The sequence below is a fragment of the Halogranum roseipondis genome, assembly GCF_059695585.1.
In genome coordinates this window covers 3,410,914-3,429,895 of the sequence record NZ_CM185235.1, presented here as the reverse complement: position 1 = coordinate 3,429,895, position 18,982 = coordinate 3,410,914, and the positions used below count along the sequence as shown (strand labels likewise).

General features: G+C 66.0%; 21 protein-coding genes. 6 read left to right on the top strand and 15 right to left on the bottom strand.

Annotated features, from left to right (window positions below; all coding sequences use genetic code 11):
* Positions 1-159 precede the first annotated feature (159 nt).
* Both EOHIBHHM_RS17885 and EOHIBHHM_RS17880 read left to right on the top strand, forming a co-directional pair.
* A complete protein-coding gene (locus tag EOHIBHHM_RS17885) occupies positions 160-441 on the top strand; it encodes a DUF7964 domain-containing protein (protein ID WP_497252988.1) in 282 nt (93 codons plus the stop codon).
* Between the two features lie 91 nt (positions 442-532).
* Positions 533-1,018 carry a universal stress protein gene (locus tag EOHIBHHM_RS17880; RefSeq protein ID WP_497252986.1) on the top strand — a complete coding sequence of 162 codons (486 nt, stop codon included), beginning with the start codon at positions 533-535 and terminating at the stop codon, positions 1,016-1,018.
* Positions 1,019-1,116: 98 nt separating this feature from the next.
* Here EOHIBHHM_RS17880 and EOHIBHHM_RS17875 read toward each other — a convergent pair whose 3' ends face one another.
* A complete protein-coding gene (locus EOHIBHHM_RS17875; protein WP_497252984.1) occupies positions 1,117-1,362 on the bottom strand; it encodes a DUF8593 domain-containing protein in 246 nt (81 codons plus the stop codon).
* Between the two features lie 546 nt (positions 1,363-1,908).
* Between EOHIBHHM_RS17875 and EOHIBHHM_RS17870 the strand changes: the two genes are divergently transcribed.
* The gene (locus EOHIBHHM_RS17870; RefSeq protein WP_497252982.1) at positions 1,909-2,622 is read left to right on the top strand and encodes a ThuA domain-containing protein; all 714 of its coding nucleotides are present in this window, start codon (positions 1,909-1,911) and stop codon (positions 2,620-2,622) included.
* On the opposite strand, the gene EOHIBHHM_RS17865 is transcribed toward EOHIBHHM_RS17870, so the two are convergent.
* From EOHIBHHM_RS17865 to pyrB, 5 genes are all read right to left on the bottom strand, one after another.
* The gene (locus EOHIBHHM_RS17865; RefSeq protein WP_497252980.1) at positions 2,623-3,588 is read right to left on the bottom strand and encodes a nucleoside hydrolase; all 966 of its coding nucleotides are present in this window, start codon (positions 3,586-3,588) and stop codon (positions 2,623-2,625) included.
* Between the two features lie 104 nt (positions 3,589-3,692).
* Positions 3,693-3,854, bottom strand: coding sequence for a hypothetical protein (locus tag EOHIBHHM_RS17860; RefSeq protein WP_170864787.1), 162 nt, complete (start codon positions 3,852-3,854; stop codon positions 3,693-3,695).
* Between the two features lie 250 nt (positions 3,855-4,104).
* On the bottom strand, positions 4,105-4,962 hold the full coding sequence (locus EOHIBHHM_RS17855; RefSeq protein ID WP_497252978.1) for a hypothetical protein: 858 nt from the start codon (positions 4,960-4,962) through the stop codon (positions 4,105-4,107).
* A gap of 285 nt (positions 4,963-5,247) precedes the next feature.
* Positions 5,248-5,709: an aspartate carbamoyltransferase regulatory subunit gene (gene pyrI, locus EOHIBHHM_RS17850; protein ID WP_497252977.1), complete on the bottom strand. Its 462-nt coding sequence runs from the start codon at positions 5,707-5,709 to the stop codon at positions 5,248-5,250.
* A complete protein-coding gene (pyrB, locus tag EOHIBHHM_RS17845) occupies positions 5,706-6,620 on the bottom strand; it encodes an aspartate carbamoyltransferase (protein ID WP_497252975.1) in 915 nt (304 codons plus the stop codon). Before pyrB ends, pyrI begins: the two co-directional genes overlap by 4 nt.
* Before the next feature lie 127 nt (positions 6,621-6,747).
* Between pyrB and EOHIBHHM_RS17840 the strand changes: the two genes are divergently transcribed.
* The gene (locus EOHIBHHM_RS17840; protein ID WP_497252973.1) at positions 6,748-7,215 is read left to right on the top strand and encodes a hypothetical protein; all 468 of its coding nucleotides are present in this window, start codon (positions 6,748-6,750) and stop codon (positions 7,213-7,215) included.
* 5 nt (positions 7,216-7,220) lie between these two features.
* On the opposite strand, the gene EOHIBHHM_RS17835 is transcribed toward EOHIBHHM_RS17840, so the two are convergent.
* The 5 genes from EOHIBHHM_RS17835 to gdhB form a co-directional block, all read right to left on the bottom strand.
* The gene (locus tag EOHIBHHM_RS17835; RefSeq protein WP_497252971.1) at positions 7,221-8,201 is read right to left on the bottom strand and encodes a dienelactone hydrolase family protein; all 981 of its coding nucleotides are present in this window, start codon (positions 8,199-8,201) and stop codon (positions 7,221-7,223) included.
* 98 nt (positions 8,202-8,299) lie between these two features.
* Positions 8,300-9,556 carry a Glu/Leu/Phe/Val family dehydrogenase gene (locus EOHIBHHM_RS17830; RefSeq protein WP_497252969.1) on the bottom strand — a complete coding sequence of 419 codons (1,257 nt, stop codon included), beginning with the start codon at positions 9,554-9,556 and terminating at the stop codon, positions 8,300-8,302.
* Positions 9,557-9,675: 119 nt separating this feature from the next.
* Positions 9,676-10,524 carry an HpcH/HpaI aldolase/citrate lyase family protein gene (locus EOHIBHHM_RS17825; RefSeq protein ID WP_497252967.1) on the bottom strand — a complete coding sequence of 283 codons (849 nt, stop codon included), beginning with the start codon at positions 10,522-10,524 and terminating at the stop codon, positions 9,676-9,678.
* A gap of 47 nt (positions 10,525-10,571) precedes the next feature.
* A complete protein-coding gene (locus EOHIBHHM_RS17820; protein ID WP_497252965.1) occupies positions 10,572-11,396 on the bottom strand; it encodes a hypothetical protein in 825 nt (274 codons plus the stop codon).
* A 325-nt stretch (positions 11,397-11,721) separates the two neighbouring features.
* Positions 11,722-12,999, bottom strand: coding sequence for a glutamate dehydrogenase GdhB (gene gdhB, locus EOHIBHHM_RS17815; RefSeq protein ID WP_497252963.1), 1,278 nt, complete (start codon positions 12,997-12,999; stop codon positions 11,722-11,724).
* Positions 13,000-13,199: 200 nt separating this feature from the next.
* On the opposite strand from gdhB, the gene EOHIBHHM_RS17810 reads away from it, so the two are divergent.
* Complete coding sequence (locus EOHIBHHM_RS17810) at positions 13,200-13,655, top strand: MaoC family dehydratase (RefSeq protein ID WP_497252961.1); 456 nt, start codon at positions 13,200-13,202, stop codon at positions 13,653-13,655.
* Between the two features lie 6 nt (positions 13,656-13,661).
* On the opposite strand, the gene EOHIBHHM_RS17805 is transcribed toward EOHIBHHM_RS17810, so the two are convergent.
* Positions 13,662-14,051 (bottom strand): hypothetical protein, encoded by a 390-nt coding sequence (locus EOHIBHHM_RS17805; RefSeq protein WP_497252959.1) that lies wholly within the window; start codon positions 14,049-14,051, stop codon positions 13,662-13,664.
* A gap of 137 nt (positions 14,052-14,188) precedes the next feature.
* On the bottom strand, positions 14,189-15,946 hold the full coding sequence (locus EOHIBHHM_RS17800) for an acyl-CoA carboxylase subunit beta (RefSeq protein ID WP_497252957.1): 1,758 nt from the start codon (positions 15,944-15,946) through the stop codon (positions 14,189-14,191).
* Between the two features lie 117 nt (positions 15,947-16,063).
* Between EOHIBHHM_RS17800 and EOHIBHHM_RS17795 the strand changes: the two genes are divergently transcribed.
* Entirely contained in the window at positions 16,064-16,888 is an 825-nt protein-coding gene (locus tag EOHIBHHM_RS17795) for an NAD-dependent epimerase/dehydratase family protein (RefSeq protein ID WP_497252955.1), read from the top strand.
* A 205-nt stretch (positions 16,889-17,093) separates the two neighbouring features.
* On the opposite strand, the gene EOHIBHHM_RS17790 is transcribed toward EOHIBHHM_RS17795, so the two are convergent.
* Both EOHIBHHM_RS17790 and EOHIBHHM_RS17785 read right to left on the bottom strand, forming a co-directional pair.
* Positions 17,094-17,975, bottom strand: a complete 882-nt coding sequence (locus EOHIBHHM_RS17790) for a class 1 fructose-bisphosphatase (protein WP_497252953.1) — start codon at positions 17,973-17,975, stop codon at positions 17,094-17,096.
* Positions 17,975-18,802 carry a class I fructose-bisphosphate aldolase gene (locus tag EOHIBHHM_RS17785; protein ID WP_497252951.1) on the bottom strand — a complete coding sequence of 276 codons (828 nt, stop codon included), beginning with the start codon at positions 18,800-18,802 and terminating at the stop codon, positions 17,975-17,977. Before EOHIBHHM_RS17785 ends, EOHIBHHM_RS17790 begins: the two co-directional genes overlap by 1 nt.
* Between the last annotated feature and the right edge of the window lie 180 nt (positions 18,803-18,982).

The following is an 18,982-nucleotide window of genomic DNA, read 5'->3' as shown; positions in this document are numbered from 1 at the left end:
CACCGCCCCGGGGCAGAAAGCTTTCGACTTCGAGGACGAGAGCGACTCTGACACGTCGGTCACGCCGGTCACGTCGGTCGCCCATCTGTTATCTCGCCGACGACGTGCGACGAGCTGCAGTTCGCAAACGTCAACACGCTCGCACCCGCTCTCTCCGATATGACACTGCTGGACTCGTTGCCACCGCGACCGCTCGACGAGGGCGAGGTGACCGCGCTGAACCGCTCGGACGCCGTCGAACTGGCCATCGCCGTCGACGAGGACGGTGCCACCGACGCGGTGTTGCTCGCGACCGACGCGTGGGTGAAGGCGCTGCTGCTCGGCGACGGCGGCTGGACGGTGGTCGAGACGGTCTCGCTCGACGACGCCGAGCGGTACGAGGCGCTACGGACCTGCGAGGAGACGGTCCGCGAGGCGCGCGAACAGAGCGAGAGCGCGTAACCCGCGTTCCACGCAGTCGACTCCTCGGCCACCTCCTCGACCGCTCCGCCCCACCGTTCGATTCTACTGTGTTGCGCCCGTACTAGCAGGGATGTACGACGAGATACTGCTCCCGAGTGACGGCAGCCCCGCAGCGGCGGCGGCGCTCGACCACGCTCTCGACGTGGCCGAACGGTGTGGTGCTCGACTCCACGCCCTCTACGTGGTCGACCAGTCGGCGGTCGACGGACTACGCAGCGGGTCCGAGCTCGTCGCCGCCGCACTCGAACGCGAAGGGACGGAGACCGTCGAACGGATCGAACGGGCGGCGACCGACCGCGGCGTCGACGTCGCGACGGCCGTGCTCGCGGGCACCCCCGTCGAGACGATTCTCGACTACGTCGCCGACGAAGGGATCGAACTGGTCGTGATGGGGACCCACGGGCGAACCGGCGTCGACCGCTACCTGTTGGGGAGCGTCACCGAGCGCGTCGTCCGCGGGGCCGACGTGTCGGTGCTGGTGGTACGCGAGGCCGAGGACGCGGCGGAGACAGACAGGGAGACGGAGACGACACCTTCCGAGACGGCGGACGTCTGACTCGCGGGCGACACGAGCGGTCCGCTCGGCAGGTGGTCGTCGGAAAAACGGACGTCGATGTCCGGAACGCGAGTCGCGACTCTCGGGAGTCGCGTCGCTCACATCCGACGGAGTCGGATCTCGTCGTCGGTGATCGCCTCGATCTCCGACTTCTGGAGCGGGTAGGCGTCCTCGTCGGTGTGCTCCCAGCCCAGTTTGGCCATCAGTTTGTCTTTCAGGCCGGGTTCGGCTTCGACGTAGGCCGTCCCGTGTCGCACCTCCGTCACCATTCCGACGTCCTTCCCGTCGGCGTCGACTACTTTCTTTCCGACCTCGTCGTCTGTGATCTCGAACGTTTGTACCATCGTCTTTCACCTATCTGCGAGCGACGCCTCTCGTCGCAACGTATGACTGGGGGTCGTCGCTCGACAGTAGAGAGACGACCGCTCGACTATTGAACGCTGTTGCGGGTTCCACAGAGTGTCCTGTCTGACCCACCGAGGCGACGGGCGGCAGAACGAGGTTGTCGTCGACTTTCACGGGAGAGAGCCATGGACTTCTCCGATAGTCCCTCTGCAAATTCTTTCTGAGCGAACACCCCCGACGGGGGTGTCACCGGAATGCCTTAGCGCAATTCACCCTCCTGGAGTCTTGGATGATGAATTGCAGTCCGTCGTTCTCCCGGTGCTCCGAAAAGGATGATGGCAAAATGTGCTGGAAGACACCACGGTCGCGTAATCCAGTAGATTGCTGAATACGTCCTCGCTATTCAGCACGCCGACGCTGACAACTCCCCGAGAGTAGACTGTCTGAATCCGTTTGAGAACCCTATAACAGTCCCGAGGATGGTGGAGACACGGAGTCCGGTCGTGTCCACAACCCACTTGACCTCCCCCCGAGAGATGTGACCAATGACACGCGTCACCGTCTGGAACGAGTACCGACACGAGAAACACAGCGACGAGGTCGCCGAGGTGTACCCCGAGGGGATCCACACGGCCATCGCGGACGGGCTGGAGGAACACGGCTTCGACACCCACACCGCGACGCTCGACGACCCCGAACACGGACTGACGAAGGGCGTCCTCGACGACACCGACGTGCTGACGTGGTGGGGCCACCGCGCCCACGACGAGGTGGCCGACCACATCGTCGAACGCGTCCACGAACGCGTCCTCGACGGGATGGGGCTCTTGGTGCTGCACTCGGGGCACTACTCGAAAATCTTCAAGAGACTGATGGGGACGACCTGCTCGCTGAAGTGGCGCGAGGCGGGCGAGAAGGAACGGCTGTGGGTCGTCGAACCGAGCCACCCCATCGCCGACGGCCTCGACGAGTACGTCGAGGTGCCGGAGGCGGAGATGTACGGCGAACGCTTCGACGTCCCCGCGCCGGAGACGCTCGTGTTCAACTCCTGGTTCGAGGGCGGCGAGGTGTTCCGCTCGGGTTGCTGTTACACCCGCGGGTCGGGACGCGTCTTCTACTTCCGACCGGGCCACGAGACGTACCCCATCTACTACCGCGACGAGATCAAGCAGGTGCTCGCGAACGCCGTCGAGTGGGCCGCACCGGGCGGCGGGCCGACGCCGTCGTTCGACAACGCCGAACCGCTGGAAGAGCTGTAACTACAGCACCGACTCGGGCGACTCGCCCTTCAGCATCGCCACCGACATCTCCACGAACAGGTCCGTATCGATCGACTCGACGACGTGGGCGTTCGGCTCCTCGCCGAGCATTCCGTTCTCGTCGACGAGGCTGTAGCCGCGGGTCATCCCTTCGCGCTCGTCGACGTCGACGTAGTAGTGGCCGACCTCGCCGCGCAGTTCCGGCGCGAGCATGAGCGCCGCCGCCAGCGAGTCCGGTTGGGTGACCGCGTCGACGCCCTGTTTCTCGCGAGTGTACTCCCGGACGTGGCTGGTGATCTCGCGGTAGAACTCGGCGTAGGGGGTGTCGATGGTCTCGATGCGCTCCAGGACGTCTGGACCGAACGTCCCGTCCTCCATGCAGAGCCCCCAGTCGACCAGCGTCACGTCGAGTTCGTCGACGACGACCTTCGCGGCGTCGGGGTCGACCCAGAAGTTGTACTCCGCGCTCGGAGTGTCGTTGCCGAGGGTGTTGACGGCGCCGCCCATCACCCACACCTCGTCGAGCAGGTCGTTCAACTCGGGTTCCCGCCGGCAGGCGAGCGCGACGTTGGTCAGCGGCCCGATACAGAGCAAGGTGAGTTCGCCGGAGTGCTCGCGTGCCTGCTCGACGATGACGTCCGGTCCGTAGCCGTCCGCCGAGGGGACGTCGGTGTCGGGAAAGAGGTCGCCGCCGAGTCCGCCCTCGCCGTGAACGTGGTCGGCGAACTCGTGGTCTTTGACGAGCGGTCGCCGCGCGCCCTCGTAGACCGGAATCTCGTCGGCGGCGTCGGCGAGTTCGAGCGTGTACTTCGCGTTCTCGACCTCGTACTCGAACTCGACGTTCCCCCCGACGATCGTCACCGCCTCGACCGAGACGCGGTCGGAGGTGAGAGACATCAGGAGTGCCTGGGTGTCGTCGCCGGCGGTGTCGGTGTCGACGACGACGCGGCGTGGCTCGTCGCTCATAGGGATGGAGTCACGGCGGGGGCTGAAGTGGGTTACGCCCCACAACTCCCCTCACCGTCCGCCGGGGCGTTCGCGGCTACCGGCTGCCGAGGACGCTCACGAACTCACCGTCCGCTGAGGACGTTCGTCGATCCACACTCCGGACAGCGTGTCATTCGACCCAGCGGCGGAGACTCGACGTGGTCCCACTCGGTGCCGCCCGCCGGTGCTGTGAAGCCGCATTTGAGACACTTCGACAGGTTCGGGGCAGTTGCTTTGGTCGCCATGTGATAACAATTATCACAATCGTTCATAGAAGTTTCGTCGGTCGCGGTCGGCGTGCTCCGACGAACACACCGGCCACACGAACACGCTGACCGCACGAACTAAGCGACTCCCGCACTTGGGGTGAGTATGGCCCAACCGACCGCCAGTCAACGCCGACTGCTGTACGGTCTCTTCGCCGTCGCCATCCTCGTCGCGATTCTCGGTATCGTCGTCGTCTGGTTCCTCTCGGGCGGTATGTGAGAGACGAGGCTACGAGTCGTCGCCAAACGTCTTCCCCGCTCGGTCGTCGGCTTTCATCCGTCTGAGCGTCGCCGCCGCGTTGCTCGCGTCGTAGCCGAAGAAGACGTCCTTCGCGTAGGCGTCTGCGACCTCCGTCGCGTGGACGAGGTCGTCGATGTCGACGTCGACGGCGTACAGTTCGACGGAGAACGGCGTCCCCTCGTCGGGGTCCTCTGGCGTCCAGTTCAGCAGGCTCTGGAACCCCTTGGCGATCGTCTCGAGCCAGTAGGTCGTCCCGTAGTGCGTGTCGTACAGCGGGACGACGAACTCGTCGACGTGGTCGGCGAGCGCCTCGACGTCGAGGCCGGCCCGCCGGTAGAGATGGCCCGGATACGGGTCGGGGTAGAGCGTGAGGTAGGTCCGTCCGGGGATGCGGTCGGCCGCCTCGGCGACGAAGTCGGAGATCACCGACGCGCGCCACGCGAAGCGGTCCTCGTAGTCGCTCTCCGCGAACAGTCGCGCACACCGCTCGCAGTGGCAGTACTCCTCGCGCGGAAAGCCGACGTCGTCGAGTCGGACGTCGCCGTTCTCTTCGGCGCAGTCCTCGACGATCTCGAGCAGTCCCTCGCGGTACTTCTCGTGGGTCGGGCAGATGTACGCCCAGTCGAAGTAGGTCCGGTCGCGTGTGGCGAGTTCGCCCGCGTCGTCGACGGGGACGAGCTCCGGATCCTCGTTTGCGGCGGCGTTGTCGCCGAAACACGACACCATGTTGACGGCGTTCGGTAGCGGCGCGGCCGCGCGACCGGTGACGTCCTTGACCTCGTAGAACCCGCGGTCGAACTCGGACCACTCGACCTCCGGTGCGTTCCGCGTGACGACCCCATACATACCGTGGCGTTGGAGAGCCCCGTGCCTAAGTCGTTCGTTCCCGAGGAGCGTCGACCGCGTGAGAAAGGGCGTCTCGGACTACGCTTCGACTTCGACCTCGACCGGTTCTGCGCCGGCGGTTGTGAACACGTACGCCATCGCGACGACTGCCAGTACGACCACGAACTTCGCCTTGTGAGACATGGGCGAGTTGAGGGAGTACATCGTCAAAACGTTTCTGGAGCGCGTCAGACGACCGTCAGCCGGAACCGCCAGCGCAACGAGAGACAACCCGTCGGACGCTCGTCAGGCGACGTCGAGGTGGTCGGCGATGTCCTCGCGGATGATCTCGCTGCAGTACGTACACCGGACGCCGTCGTCGACGACGTCGAACTTCGAGACGACCGGCTCGTTCGCCTGGGTGATGCAGTTGCGGTTCGGACACGACAGGACGCCCGTGACGACGTCCGGACGTTCGACGCGGAGTTTGTCGACGACCTCGTAGTCGCGGACGATGTTGATCGTCGCCTCCGGCGCGATGAGCGAGAGCACGTCCACCTCCGACTGACTCAGCTCGCGGTCTTCGACCTTGACGATGTCCTTCTTGCCGAGGCGGTCGGAGGGGACGTTCATCCCGATGCTGACGGACTCGCCGGACGCACCGTCGATGCCGAGGATGGCGAGGACGTTGAGTGCCTGCCCGCCGGTGACGTGGTCGATGACGGTACCGTTGCGGATCTTCGAGACGCGGAGTTCGTGTTCGCTCATCGGTCGTCCTCCAGCAGAGAGTCGAGCAGCGCCATCCGGACCGGGACGCCGTTGTGTGCCTGTTCGAAGTACGTCGCGTGCGCCGTCTCGTCGATCTCGGGAGCGATCTCGTCGACGCGCGGCAGCGGATGCATCACCGTCAGGTCGTCCTTGGCGGCCTCGAGCGTCTCGAGGTCGATCTGGTACTCGCCGGCGACCTGGTGGTACTCGTTCTCGTCGGGGAACCGCTCGCGCTGGATGCGGGTGACGTAGAGCACGTCCAGCTCCGAGAGCACCTCCTCGAGGTCGGTGTGCTCGCGGACCTGTGCGCCCGCCTCGTGGAGGTCGAACCGGACGCTCCGCGGCAGGCGGAGGCTCTCTGGGCTGACGAAGTGCTGACGGGCGTCGAAGTTCGTCAGCGCCATCGACAGCGAGTGGACCGTCCGCCCGTACTTCAGATCGCCCATGATGCCGATGGTGAGGTCGTCGAGTCCGGCGTTCTCGCGGATCGTGAACAGGTCCAAGAGCGTCTGACTCGGGTGCTGGCCCGCGCCGTCGCCGGCGTTGACGACGGGGACGTCGACGAACTCCGTCGCCAACTTCGCGGCTCCCTCGCTCGGATGCCGGAGGACGATGGCGTCGGCGTACCCCTCGATGACGCGGACGGTGTCGGCGAGGCTCTCGCCTTTCTTCACCGACGACGACTCGACGGACCCCATGTCGGTGGTGTCGCCGCCGAGCCGTTTCATGGCCGTGTCGAAACTCATCTTGGTTCGGGTGCTCGGCTCGAAGAAACAGAGCGCGAGCACCGACCCGGCGCGTCGCTCCCGGAACGCCGCGGGGTTCTCGGCGATGTCGGCCGCCCGGTCGAGCACCGCCTCGATGTCCTCCCGCGTGAGTTGGTTCGCGGAGATGAGGTGGTCGTGGCGCATCGTTTGGTCTGGCACCGTGCAGGGGCTTGAATCAATCGGGTCGGTCTCTGTCCGGGGTTATGCGTATCCGTGTCTATCGAGGCCGGACAGAACAGTTATCCGCCACCCACCGCTGTCGACGGGTAGGATGCCCTCCACAGCCCGACCGTCAGCCCGTCGTGCGCTTCTGGTCGTCGCGCTCGCCGTGACGCTCGGTGCGCTCGTCGCGCCCGCCGTCGTCTCGTCCGAGGAGACGCACACACTGTCGTACGTCGGTGCCGACGACGAGGCGAGCGCCGTCCACGACGAGGCGTACTTCTGGTCGGCACTCGGCGACGAGCAGCGCGCGACGCTGACGTCGGCCCGCCGGTCCGGCACCGTCGCCCTCGCCGACCGGCCGTGGTTCCTCGACGGCGACAGCGAACGTGACGACGACGGCGGCGACGTCCGGTTCTCCGTCGTCCGCGACGAACGCGTGTACCAGTATCGACTCGACCACATGATCTCGCCGTGGTGGCTCGACTACCGGACGGAGACGGCGCTCGCCGGGCTGGCGCTCACCGTCGGGACGATCGGGTGGAGTGCGGTTCGACGAGTCGACACGCTGTGGGAGTGACCGACTCACTCCTTCAGGTTCTCGTCGAGGAAGACGAGCGTCTCGTTCCAGGCGTCCCGCGTGGCCTCGGGGTGGAACCGCTCGCCGCTCGGGTTGGCGAAGGCGTGCGGGGCGCCTTCGTAGACGTGGATCTCCCGTTCGACGCCGAGTTCGCCGAGCGTCCGGTCGAACTCGCGGACGGTTTCGACCGGGATCGACTCGTCCTCCGCGCCGAAGATACCGAGGACGGGCCCGTCGACGTTCCGTAACTCCGACTCGTCGGTCGTCAGCGACCCGTAGTAGATCACCGTCGCGTTCAATTCGGTGTCGCTGAGGCTCAACTGGAGGCTCTGCCCGCCGCCGAAACACCACCCGAGGCTGGCGACCCGGTCGGTGGTGTACGGCGCTGCGCGGAGCGCCGTGACCGCGCGGTCCATCTTCGCGAGCGCCTCCTCGGGGTCGTTGCGGACGTCGCCCGCGAGTTCGCCGGCGCGTGCAGAGTCGGTCGCCACCTCTCCGTCGTAGAGATCGACGGCGAACACGACGTAGCCGTGGCCCGCGAGGACGTCGGCCATGTGCTCGATGTTCTCGTTGAGTCCCCACCACTCGTGGACGAGGACGACGGTGGGGTAGGTGCCGTCGTCCGCAGGCCGGGCGAGGTAGCCCGGCGTCCCGTCGACGGTCGTCCGCTCGGTGGTGATGGGGGTGAGGTTCTCGACGGCGACGATTGCGGCGTTGCCGCCCGAGACGGCGACCTGACACGTCCCGTCTTTCTCGATTTCGCCGGGTTGACAGCCGACGTGCGCGGGTCCGTCGGTCGGCGTCGTCGTGTCCGTTTCGCCGGCGTCGTCCGACTCCCCCACCTCGCCCGGTCCGGTCGTGTCGGACGAGGGGTCTGTCGTCGGTGTCGGCGACGAGGTCCCGGCCTCTCCTTCCTGAAAGGCGGTACAGCCACCGAGAACCACCAGCACGGCGACGGCGACAGCTGTGACTCCGGAGACGTTCATACCGTGTGAAGACGTGCCAACCGTGGAAAGCCGTTGTGTCGGATACCGCGGAGGGTCGGACGGTCCGAACCTATCGGGCGTCGGCGTGGTTCACCGACTCAGGGCCAGTTGCCGCCCTGTTGGTAGGCCTTGGCGACGCGCTCGATGGCCACGACGTAGGCGGCGGTGCGGAAGTTCGCGAGGTCGTTCGTCTCGTAGGCGTCGACCATGTTCTCGAAGGCGTCGACGATGATCCGTTCGAGTTCCTCGTTGACGCGCTCTTCGGTCCAGTAGAAGCGCTGACGGTTCTGCACCCACTCGAAGTACGAGACGGTGACGCCGCCGGCGTTGGCGAGGATGTCCGGGAAGACGTGGACGTCGCGTTCGGCCAGCACGTCGTCGGCCTCGGGCGTCAGCGGGCCGTTGGCGGCCTCGACGACGACGTCCGCCTTCACGTCCTGTGCGAGGTCGCCGTCGATGGCGTTCTCCAGCGCGGCGGGGACGAGCAGGTCGACGTCGAGCGTCAACAGCTCCTCGTTCGTCAGCTCCTCGTCGTAGTCGTCGTAGCTGGTGACGCTGCCGGACTCGTTTTTCGCGTCCTTGACGGCTTTCGGGTCGAAGCCGCCTTCCTTGTAGATCCCACCGCTGGAGTCGGAGACGGCGACGACGTCCGCGCCGAGATCGTCGACGAGACGCGCCGCGATCCAGCCGGCGTTCCCGTACCCCTGAACGGCGACGGTCGCGCCTTCGATCTCCTTGCCGAGGTAGTCGAACGCCTCGCGGGCGGTGAGCATCGTCGACCGACCGGTCGCTTCCACGCGGCCCTCACTGCCGCCGGAGTCGAGCGCCTTCCCCGTGATGACGCCCGGTGCGGTCGTGTTCTCCAGCGTCTCGTAGGTGTCTTTGATCCAGTTCATCTCCCGCTGACCCGTGTTGACGTCGGGTGCGGGAATGTCGCGGTCCTCGCCGATGAGCGGGCGGAGCTCCTTCGCGAAGGACCGCGTGATGCGTTCGAGTTCCGACTCGCTGTAGTTGGCCGGGTCGATGACGATCCCGCCCTTGCCGCCGCCGTAGGGGATGTCGACGATGGCACACTTGTACACCATCCACCCCGAGAGCGCCTTCACCTCGTCGCGAGAGACGTTCGAGTGATAGCGGATACCGCCCTTGTACGGGCCGCGATCGCCGTTGAACTGCGATCGGAACGCCTTGAACACTTCGACGGTGCCGTCGTCCATCTCGACAGAAAGGTTGGTCTCCAAGACGCGTTCGGGATGTTTCAGACGGTTGACGACGTCCGACTCGAGGTCGAGCGACGCGGCGGCGTCGTCGATCTGCTCCTGTAGGGATTCGAACGGGTTAGCCTCGTCCGACATAACCGATACACTGCTTGGGCGTTGGTTAAGTGTGCCGGAATAACATGCCACACGAACGACCGTGATAGACCGGAGCGGCCGTCAGCGTCGTGGTTTCGCTCCCTCGGTCACTCTTCGCCTCACCACTCGTCGGCCGCACGCGCCCGCTCTCTGACCCGTTCGGCCTGAGCGATCAGCGGTGCGTCGATCATCTCGTCGTCGACGCGGAACACGCCGCGACCCTGGGCGTCGGCCTCCTCGCGGGCGGTCAACACCGCTCGCGCCCACTCGATGCGCTCTGCGTCCGGCGTGAACGCCTCGTTGATGACGTCGACCTGCGCGGGGTGGATCGCCATCTTCCCGTCGTAGCCGAGCGTGAGCGCGAACTCGGTCGCCTCACGGAGGCCGTCCGTGTCCTCGAAGTCGGTGTAGACGGTGTCGATCGCGTCAACGTCGGCGGCGCTCGCCGCCAAGACGACGTGTTCGCGGGCGTAGAGTACTTCCGTCCCCTCGTCGGTACGCGTCGCACCGATGTCGGCCGCCAGATCCTCCGCCCCGAAGACGAGCGCGTCTGTCGCGCTCGCCGTCGCGATCGAGTCGGCGTTCAGGACTCCCGCCGCGGTCTCGACGAGGGCGAAGACGGGGAGGTCGAACCCCGTCTGCGTCATCCGCTCTTCGATTCGGACGACGTCGTCGAGGCCGCTCACCTTCGGCACCATCACCGCGTCGAGTCGGAGGTCGTCGTCGAGGACGGCGTCGAAGTCGGCGGCAGCAGCGTCGCCCGGGTTCACGCGGACGCACACCTCGGCGTCGGGGTCGAACGCGGGGTCTGCGAGCACCTCGGCGACCGCGTCGCGAGCCTCGTTCTTGCGGGCGGGCGAGACGGCGTCTTCGAGGTCGAAGACGACGGTGTCTGCGCCCGTACTGGGGGCTTTGCGCATCAGGTCCGGGCGGTCGCCCGGCGAGAACATCACGCTACGTCGGGACATACCGTCCCCATCGTCCGCCACCGATTTGAAAGGAGGTGGCCGCCGGGTCAGCGACGCTCGTCGCGTCGGCCGCGCCGCCAGAGAACACCTGAGAGCACTGCCAGCGCGACGAGCGAACCGACGACGCCGAACCCGGGACTCTCCGTCTCGGTCGTCTCCGCCGTCGCCGGTACTGTCGGCTCCGCAGTCGTGGCGTCGCCCGTCGGCACGGTCGTCGGCGAGACGGTGGGTTCGGGCGTGGGTGTCGGTTCCGGCGTCGACGTCAGCGTCGGTTCGGCGGGCGGCGTCTGCGTCGGGGTCGGAGACGGCGTGAACGTCGGCGTGGGTTCCGCGGTCGGAGGGACGTCACCGATACGCAACACAGCGGTGTACTCCGATGGGGTCGTCCGTGGATTGTAGGTCACGTTGACGGTGTACATCCCGGCCTCGGAGGGGTTCACGATCCGGTACGAGAGGACGACCTCGTCGCCGACGCGGGCCGACCGACCTCCCTGTACCTCGATCGAGAGCACCCGTCCACCGTCTTCCGACTCGATGTCGGTGATGTCGTCGTCCAATCTGACGTCGACGGCGTCGCCGGGTTCGTCGCCGTCGCGGTCGATGCCGAACTCCTCGATGCGGTTGTCGTCGAACTCACGAGTGTCGACGCCGGCGTCACCGTAGTCGATTCGGAGCCCCCGGACGTCGCCGGTCGTGTTCTCGTCGACGGGGACGACGACGACGTGCGTCGTCGACACACCGGGGTCGGTCGACTCGGCTTCGACGGTCGGCGTCGTCGCCTGCTGTGCGAGGGTCGCTCCGGGAAGCGCCAGCGCGACGAGCCCGAGGACCACGAGTCCGACGAGCGCGATGGATGTCGTAGTGTGAGTCATGCCTCTCGCAGTCGGCACGTCCGTGCAGAGTCCGTCTCCCGTCCGCGGGGAGAGAGGGCGAACGTGGCCGATGCTCCTCTAGAGCGTCGCGTCGCGACAGCATCAACTATCCCCTCCCGACGACAGCCGAACGTTCAAGACGGGGGACGCGACCAGACGCGCCGTGGTCTGAGAACGACCACGGAGCGGGCCGCGGGTGTGTGCCACGTCGCTCCGTGAAACTCCTCCACCGGGAGACTGGCTATCCGTGGCACCTGCTCGCTCCGTCAGAGGGAGGCGGTCCACAGCGGAGAGAGGGTTGCGCAGTGAGACGTCCGTCGTGCCGTCAGGGCCACAGCCCGCGCGCGTCGTGTGCCTCGGCGACGCGCGAGAGCGCCACCAGGTAGGCGGCGTCTCGCCACGTCACGTCGCGTGTCTCGTACTCGCGGCGGACCGCGTTCCACGCCTTCAGCATCTCCGTCTCGAGTTCCTCGTTGACGCGCTCGAGCGGCCACTGGCGGCGGTTGATGTCCTGCAGCCACTCGAAGTACGACACCGTCACCCCGCCGGCGTTGGCGAGGATGTCGGGGATCACCGGGACGTCGTTCCCCTCGAAGATGACGTCGGCGGCGGTCGTCGTCGGCCCGTTCGCCCCCTCGACGACCATCCCCGCCTGCACGTCGTTAGCGTTCTCGGCCGTGAGAACGTTGCCGACGGCCGCCGGAATGAGGATGTCGACGTCGAGTTCGAGCAGTTCCTCGTTGCCGAGCTTCCGCGGTGCGTCGTAACCCGAGACCATCCCCGGCCGTTCGTCGTGGCCCTCGACGTCCTTGGTGTCGAGACCGTCGGGGTCGTAGATCGCACCGTTGACGTCGGAGACGGCGATGACCTTCGCGCCCCACTCGTCGAGCGACCGAGCGGCGTTGGCACCGACGCTCCCGAACCCCTGGACCGCGACGGTGGTGTCCTCGATCTCCCAGTCGTAGTAGTCGATCGCCTCGCGGGCGACGATGGCGACCGAGTGGCCGGGAGCCTCCTCGCGCCCGTAGGAACCGCCGATGACCGGCGGCTTTCCGGTGACGACGCCTGGAATCGTCTCGCCCTGCTGCATCGAGTAGGCGTCCATGAACCACGCCATCGTCTGGGGGTCGGTCCCCATGTCGGGAGCGGGGATGTCCTTCATCGGCCCGACGAAGTCACGGAGTTCCTGGGCGAACCGTCGGGTGAGCCGTTCCTTCTCGTCGGCGCTGAGCTCTTTCGGGTTGACGACGATGCCACCTTTCCCGCCACCGAACGGGAGGTCCATGACGGCGCACTTCCACGTCATCCACATCGAGAGGCCGATACACTCGTCGGCGCTGACCTCCGGGTGGTAGCGGAGACCGCCTTTGAACGGACCGCGGACGCTATCGTGCTGGGCGCGGTAGCCGGTGTAGATCTCCGTCTCGCCGCTGTCGCGTTTCAGGGGGATCGACACCTGATGGACCTTCGTCGGGTGTTTGAGACGCTCGACGACGCCCGGGTCGACGTCGAGGTGGGCCGCGGCGCGTTCGAGCTGTCGACGGGCGGTTTCGACGGCAGTCTCCTGTGCTTCTGGTTCTGACGGACTCGTTTCCTGCGACATAGGTTGGTGTGTTGACCGTGCCTCACGGCCGTACCGCGCCGTGAGACTACCCGCCGGCGGACCGATTGGACCGTCTCCGGCTCCGGCGGGCAGTTGTGAGACGATTCCTCGTCGTGGTGTATAATCGTTATTAATCGGTTTTGGTGATGCCAGTTATTGCCAATCGTCACGGTTTTCCGTGATACGGGTGCACGAGGAGTATGCCCGGACGGTACTACGAAGAGTTCGAGGTCGGCGAGACGATCGAACACGACCGACGTCGCACCGTGAGCGAGAGCGACAACCAACGGTTCTGCGACATGACGATGAACCAACAGCCGCTCCACCTCGACGCCGAGTTCGCCGCCGACACGCAGTTCGGCGAGCGAGTGGTCAACGGGATCTACACGCTCGCGCTCGCGGTCGGTGTCTCGATCCCCGAGACGACGGACGGAACCATCGTCGCCAACCTCTCGTACGACGACGTCTCACATCCGCACCCGGTGTTCCACGGCGACACTCTCAGAGCGCAGTCGACGGTAACCGAGAAACGCGAGACCTCCGACGGCGAGCGTGGGGTCGTGACGATGCACGTCGAGGCGTTCAACCAGGACGACACGCTCGTCTGCGAGTTCGACCGGACGGTGCTCTCGCTGAAGCGAAAAGAAGCGGAGTAAGCGCGCTCAGAGGTAGAGAGCGGCGAGCAACGCCGCATTGCTCACCCCGGCGACCGCCCACGGGAGGCTGAGCCCCAGCGGGACGACGCCGCGGAACGCCGACGGCATCAACCACCACGCAGTCACGCCGACGAGGAGCGCCGACCCCTTCAGCACCGAAAACGTCCCGAACAGTCCGAACGTCGGCAAGAGGGCGTTCACGAGCGGGTTCATCTCGGCGAGTCCCACTCGCAGTCCGTACGTCGTCGTCACGACGTCGAGTGCGAGCGTGAGTATCGCTAGTGTCCAGAGCGCTCCCTCGTGGGAGGTTGTTCGCTCAGCGCAGCGGACGATACACCGCTGGACGGCCGTCTCGGTCGTCGGGGGGTCGACTCCGGAGCGAGAGGGGGTTGCCAAATCAGTCACCTCCGCGGGCGAGCGTGCCCACGTACCTTCCCCTTCGACGGGAACCCCCGTTAGTAGAGTCCACCTAAACGACCGAACCAGTCCGGTAACGACCCCTTACACGACGTTCCCGGATGGAGTCGACCGAGTCACAGGATCGTCCCGTGTTTCTTGTCCGGGAGCGACTTCTCGACGGTCTCGTAGAACGCGAAGCGGTTGGTCAGTTCCTGCCGGAGCGTACTCGGCGGGACGACCTCGTCGATGACGACCTCGCTGGCCATCCGGTGGACGTCGATGTCGCGGCGGTACTCCTCGCGGAGTTCCTGTTCGCGTTCCGCCCGCTCTTCGGGGTCGTCGATGGCGTCCAGTTTGTTCGCGTAGACGGCGTTGATGGCCGCCTCGGGACCCATGATGCCGATCTCGCCCGAGGGAAGCCCGATGACGCTCTCGGGGTCGTAGGCGGGGCCGCCCATCGCGTAGATACCCGCGCCGTACGCCTTCCGAACGACGACCGTCTGTTTCGGTACGGTCGCCGACGACGTAGCGTAGATGAACTTCTTGCCCTTCTCGAGAATCGCGTCTTTCTCGACCTGTGAACCGGCCATGAATCCGGGCGTGTCACACAGGTAGAGCAGCGGGATCTCGTAGGCGTCGCAGGTCCAGATGAACTCGGCGGCCTTCTCGGCCGCGTCGGGGAAGATGGCACCCGAACGCTGGGTCGGTTGGTTGGCGACGACGCCGACCGGACGACCGTCGATGCGACAGAAGGCGGTGACGATCTCCGGGCCGTAGTCCGGTTTCAGCTCGAACACGGACTCGGCGTCGGCGACGCGGTCGAGCAACTCGAAGACGTCGTAGGGGCGGTTCGGCGCCTCCGGGATGAGTTCGTCGATGCCGTCGGGGGAGTACTTCGGCGGCTTCGGTTCCGCCTTCGGCGGTTTCTCGCCGGCCTTGTCCGGCAGGTAAGAGACGAGCTGTGCGACGAGTTGGCGGGCGTGCGCCTCGTCGCTCGCGACGAGGTCCGCACTACCGGAGTACTTCGCGTGGACCGACGGTCCGCCGAGGTCCTGCATGTCGATGTCCTCGCCGGTGACCATCTTCACCATCCGCGGCGAGGCGATCGCCATCGCGCTCATCCCCTCGACCATGACCGTGAAGTCCGCGAAGACGGGCGTGTAGGCGGCACCCGCGATGCACGGCCCGTAGAGCACGCAGATCTGCGGGACTCGTCCCGAGAGCATCGAGTGGTTGTAGTAGTACTTCCCGATCCCCTCCCGGTTGGCGAAGAAGCCGGTCTGTTCGTCGATACGCCCACCTGAGGAGTCCATCAGGTAGAGCACCGGCTTCCCGTTCTTCAACGCGCGCTGTTGCATCCGGAGGAACTTTTCGACGCCGCGCTCGGCCATGCTCCCCGCCTTGACGGTGAAGTCGTTGGCCATGAAGTGGAGTTCGCGACCCTCGAACTCGGCGGCGCCGGTGATGAGGCCGTCCGCCGGCAGTCGGTTCCCGGGGTCGCTCTCCTCGACGTCGGGCGAGTTCGGATGCCAGCCGTCGAAGTGGGCGAACTTCCCGTCTTCGAACAACAGTCCCCCTTCCTCCTCGTCGCCGAACCAGAGGTCGAGTCGGTCGCGGACGAACAGCTTCCCCTGCTCCGGGAGACGCTGTTTGTACTTCTCGGGGCCGCCCGAGAGGATGTCGTCGATCTCCTCGCGGAGAGCGGCCTCGCGCTCGGTCGGTCCGAGGTCGTCGTCGAGCGGGTAGTCGATCTCTGGAGGCTCGGCGGTGGCAGCGGGTTCGGCGGCGTCGCCGACGTGGACCTCGATGTCGACGCCGAGATGTTCGGCGAGCGCGCTCGCGATCGCGCTGGCTTCCTCCTCGGTCGCACCGTCACCGACGTGAACTTTCATACTCCGGTGTGTGATGGGCTATTCAAAATTGTTTTCCATGTGAGACTGTATTCGATATTTATGACAAGTCAGTAACTCGACCTAGAGGCCTAAGGGGGATACCCTCAGTTTTCTGGTATGGACATCCTGATTACTGGTGCCCACGGAACGGTCGGTACGGCTCTCACAGAGCATCTCGCGGACGAACACGAGTTTTCCCTCCTCGACGAGCGGACGGTCGCGGGAGACCACCCCCACGCCGACTCCGACACGGTTCTCGCCGACGTCGCCGACTACGACGCGATTCGGCCCGCGTTCGAGGGGAAGGACGCCGTCGTCCACCTCGCGGGCTACCCGCGGACGGACGGAACGTTCGACGAGGTGCTCGACGCCAACGTCGTCGGTACGCACAACGTGTTGGAGGCGGCCCGCGACGCCGGCATCACGCACGTCGTCTTCGCCTCTTCGAACCACGTCGTCGGGATGACCGAGGTCGCGAACCAGCCGGACATCTACTTCGGCACCGACGTCGAACTCGACCACACCGCCCCGATCCGCCCGGACTCGGAGTACGGGTCCTCGAAGGCCGCCGGCGAGGCGTTCGGCCGCCAGTACGCCGAGAACCACGGGATGAACGTCTACGCGCTCCGCCTCTGTAGCGTCCGCGACCCCGAGTACGACCACCCCTTCGGCGACGCCGAACGCGGCGTCGACGACGGGGAGTGGGAACGCGGGAGCGACGAGTATCTGCGACAGGCCGCTCGGATGAAGTGCATGTGGCAGTCCCGTCGAGACTGTGCCCAACTCGTCGAGTGCTGTCTGCAGGACGACGACGTCCGCTTCGGCATCTTCTACGGCGTCAGCGCCAACGAGCGCAGTTGGTTCGACATCGACCACGCTCGCGACCGTCTCGGTTACGAACCGCAGGACAGCGCCGACAACTGGGACATGCCGCCGAAGTAGGCCGGGTCAGTCACCGAACTCGTCGATGGCGGCGAGCACGCCGTCGACGCCCGACGCGCGCAGATGGAGTTTCGGCGGGTTCGCGCGTCTCTCCTCACGTGACCAGAAGCGGGCGGCGGCCGCGTCGTCGCCAGCGACCGGGTCGCCGGGAGTTCGTGCCCGCGGGACGGCGAAGGTGAACGAGACGATCGTGTCGCCCGACCGGTCAGCCGAGTACCGTCTCCAACTGCTCGACGAGGTCGTCGTTACCGACGTGGACCGGGACGCGCTGGTGGAGGTCGGCCGGTTCGACCTCGAGCAGCGACTGGGAGCCGTCCGAGGAGCGCCCGCCGGCAGACTCGATGATGAAGGCGATGGGGTTGCCCTCGAACTGGAGTCGGAGTTTCCCCACGGGTGCGGACTCGAGCGCCGGATAGGCGAAGATCCCGCCGTAGGTGAGCACCTGGTTGATGTCGCCGATCATCGCCCCGCCGTAGCGCAGCTTCATGCTCTCGTCGGCCTCAACGAGTTCGGCGTAGGTCGAGAAGTCAGACGTCCAGTCGGGGACGCGTCCGCCGAAGCCGTACACCGAGGGGTCGTCGGGGAGTCGGACGTCCTCCTCGAGCAACTCTCTCCGTCCGTCGTCGACGAGATACTCGGTGACACCGTCGGCGTCTGCGGCCATCATCGTCGTGATGGGACCGAACAGCACGTACGCGGCGGCGACGAGGTCCGCTCCCGTCGCGGGCAGCGGCGCGTCGTAGACGGCGACGATGGTCCCCATCGTGTTGTTCGACTTGAGGTTCGACGATCCGTCCAGCGGGTCGATCGCGACCGACAGCCCCGTCTCTCCCTCGCCGTCCGTCGGGACGACCTTCGTCCGCTCCTCGCTGGCGTACTCGACGACCGCATCGAGCGACCCGAGTTCCTCGAGGAACAGCTCGTCGGCGTAGGCGTCGGCCGCGAGCTGCGTCTCACCGCTCGGGTTCGTCTCGTCGTTCTGCACGCGCCGACCCGGCAGCGCCTCGCGGATGTCGGGAGCGAGGGCGGCGACCGTGTCGAAGATCTCGTCGATCGCCTTCGGGTAGGAGTCCACGTGTATCGCCATCAGTCCGTGGTGGTGTCGACGCGGTCCCCCGCCGCTGACACTGCGGAGAGCGCCTCGTCGGTGGTCTTCTCCTCGAAGATGACCTGTTCGAGCGCGTCGAGCAGCTGCGTCGGGTTCTCCCGCTGGAAGACGTTGCGGCCGACCGCCAGCCCCGACGCGCCGGCGTTCATCGCCGTCTCGACGGTCTCGAGGAAGTCGCGGTCGCTCGTCTTCGACCCGCCGGACATGACGATCTTCGTGTCGCCGGCGACGTCGCAGGCCCATTTCATCGCGTCGGCGGAACCGGGATACTTGATCTTCGTGATGTCCGCCCCGAGTTCGAGGCCGAGACGGGAGGCGTAGGCGATGGTGCTCCCGCTGGTGTCGTTCTTCAGTCCCTGTCCGCGCGGGTAGGACCACATCACGACGCCCATGTCGTGGTCGCGGGCGGCCTCCTGTGCGTCGCGGAACTCCTCGGCCATCTCGACCTCGTTGTTCGACCCGCCGTACAGCGTGAAGCCGATGGCCTCCGCGCCGAGGTCGGCGGCGTTCTCGACCGACCAGTTGACCGCCGAGTCCGGTTCGCCCATCCACATGTTGGAGGTACCGTTCAACTTAGCGAGCAGGGTGACGTCGTCCTCGTAGGAGGGGTAGTACGCCTCTGCGAGACCCTTCTGGACGGCGAACGCAGTGACGGCGTCGTGCGTCGCCACGTCGAACACCGTCTCGGGATCCGCCGACGCCGGGACGTCTTCGAAGTCGACTGGGCCGTGCTCGAGACCGTGGTCGTAGGCGAGGATCAATGCCTTCTCGTCGCGCGTGATAGCGTCGTCGGCAAACGGAATCATCTGGTACAAAATCCGGTAACAGAGTATAAAAATCATTTGTCCGTCTCCAATATCGGAGAGACACCTTGATAAGTCGGGAGAAGATACGAGACCAGTTCTAAAACCGTTACTTTAGCGATCTACAATTACTACCCAGATAGTAAATAATCCTAATCCGGCGGCTCGGCGATACGTCGATCA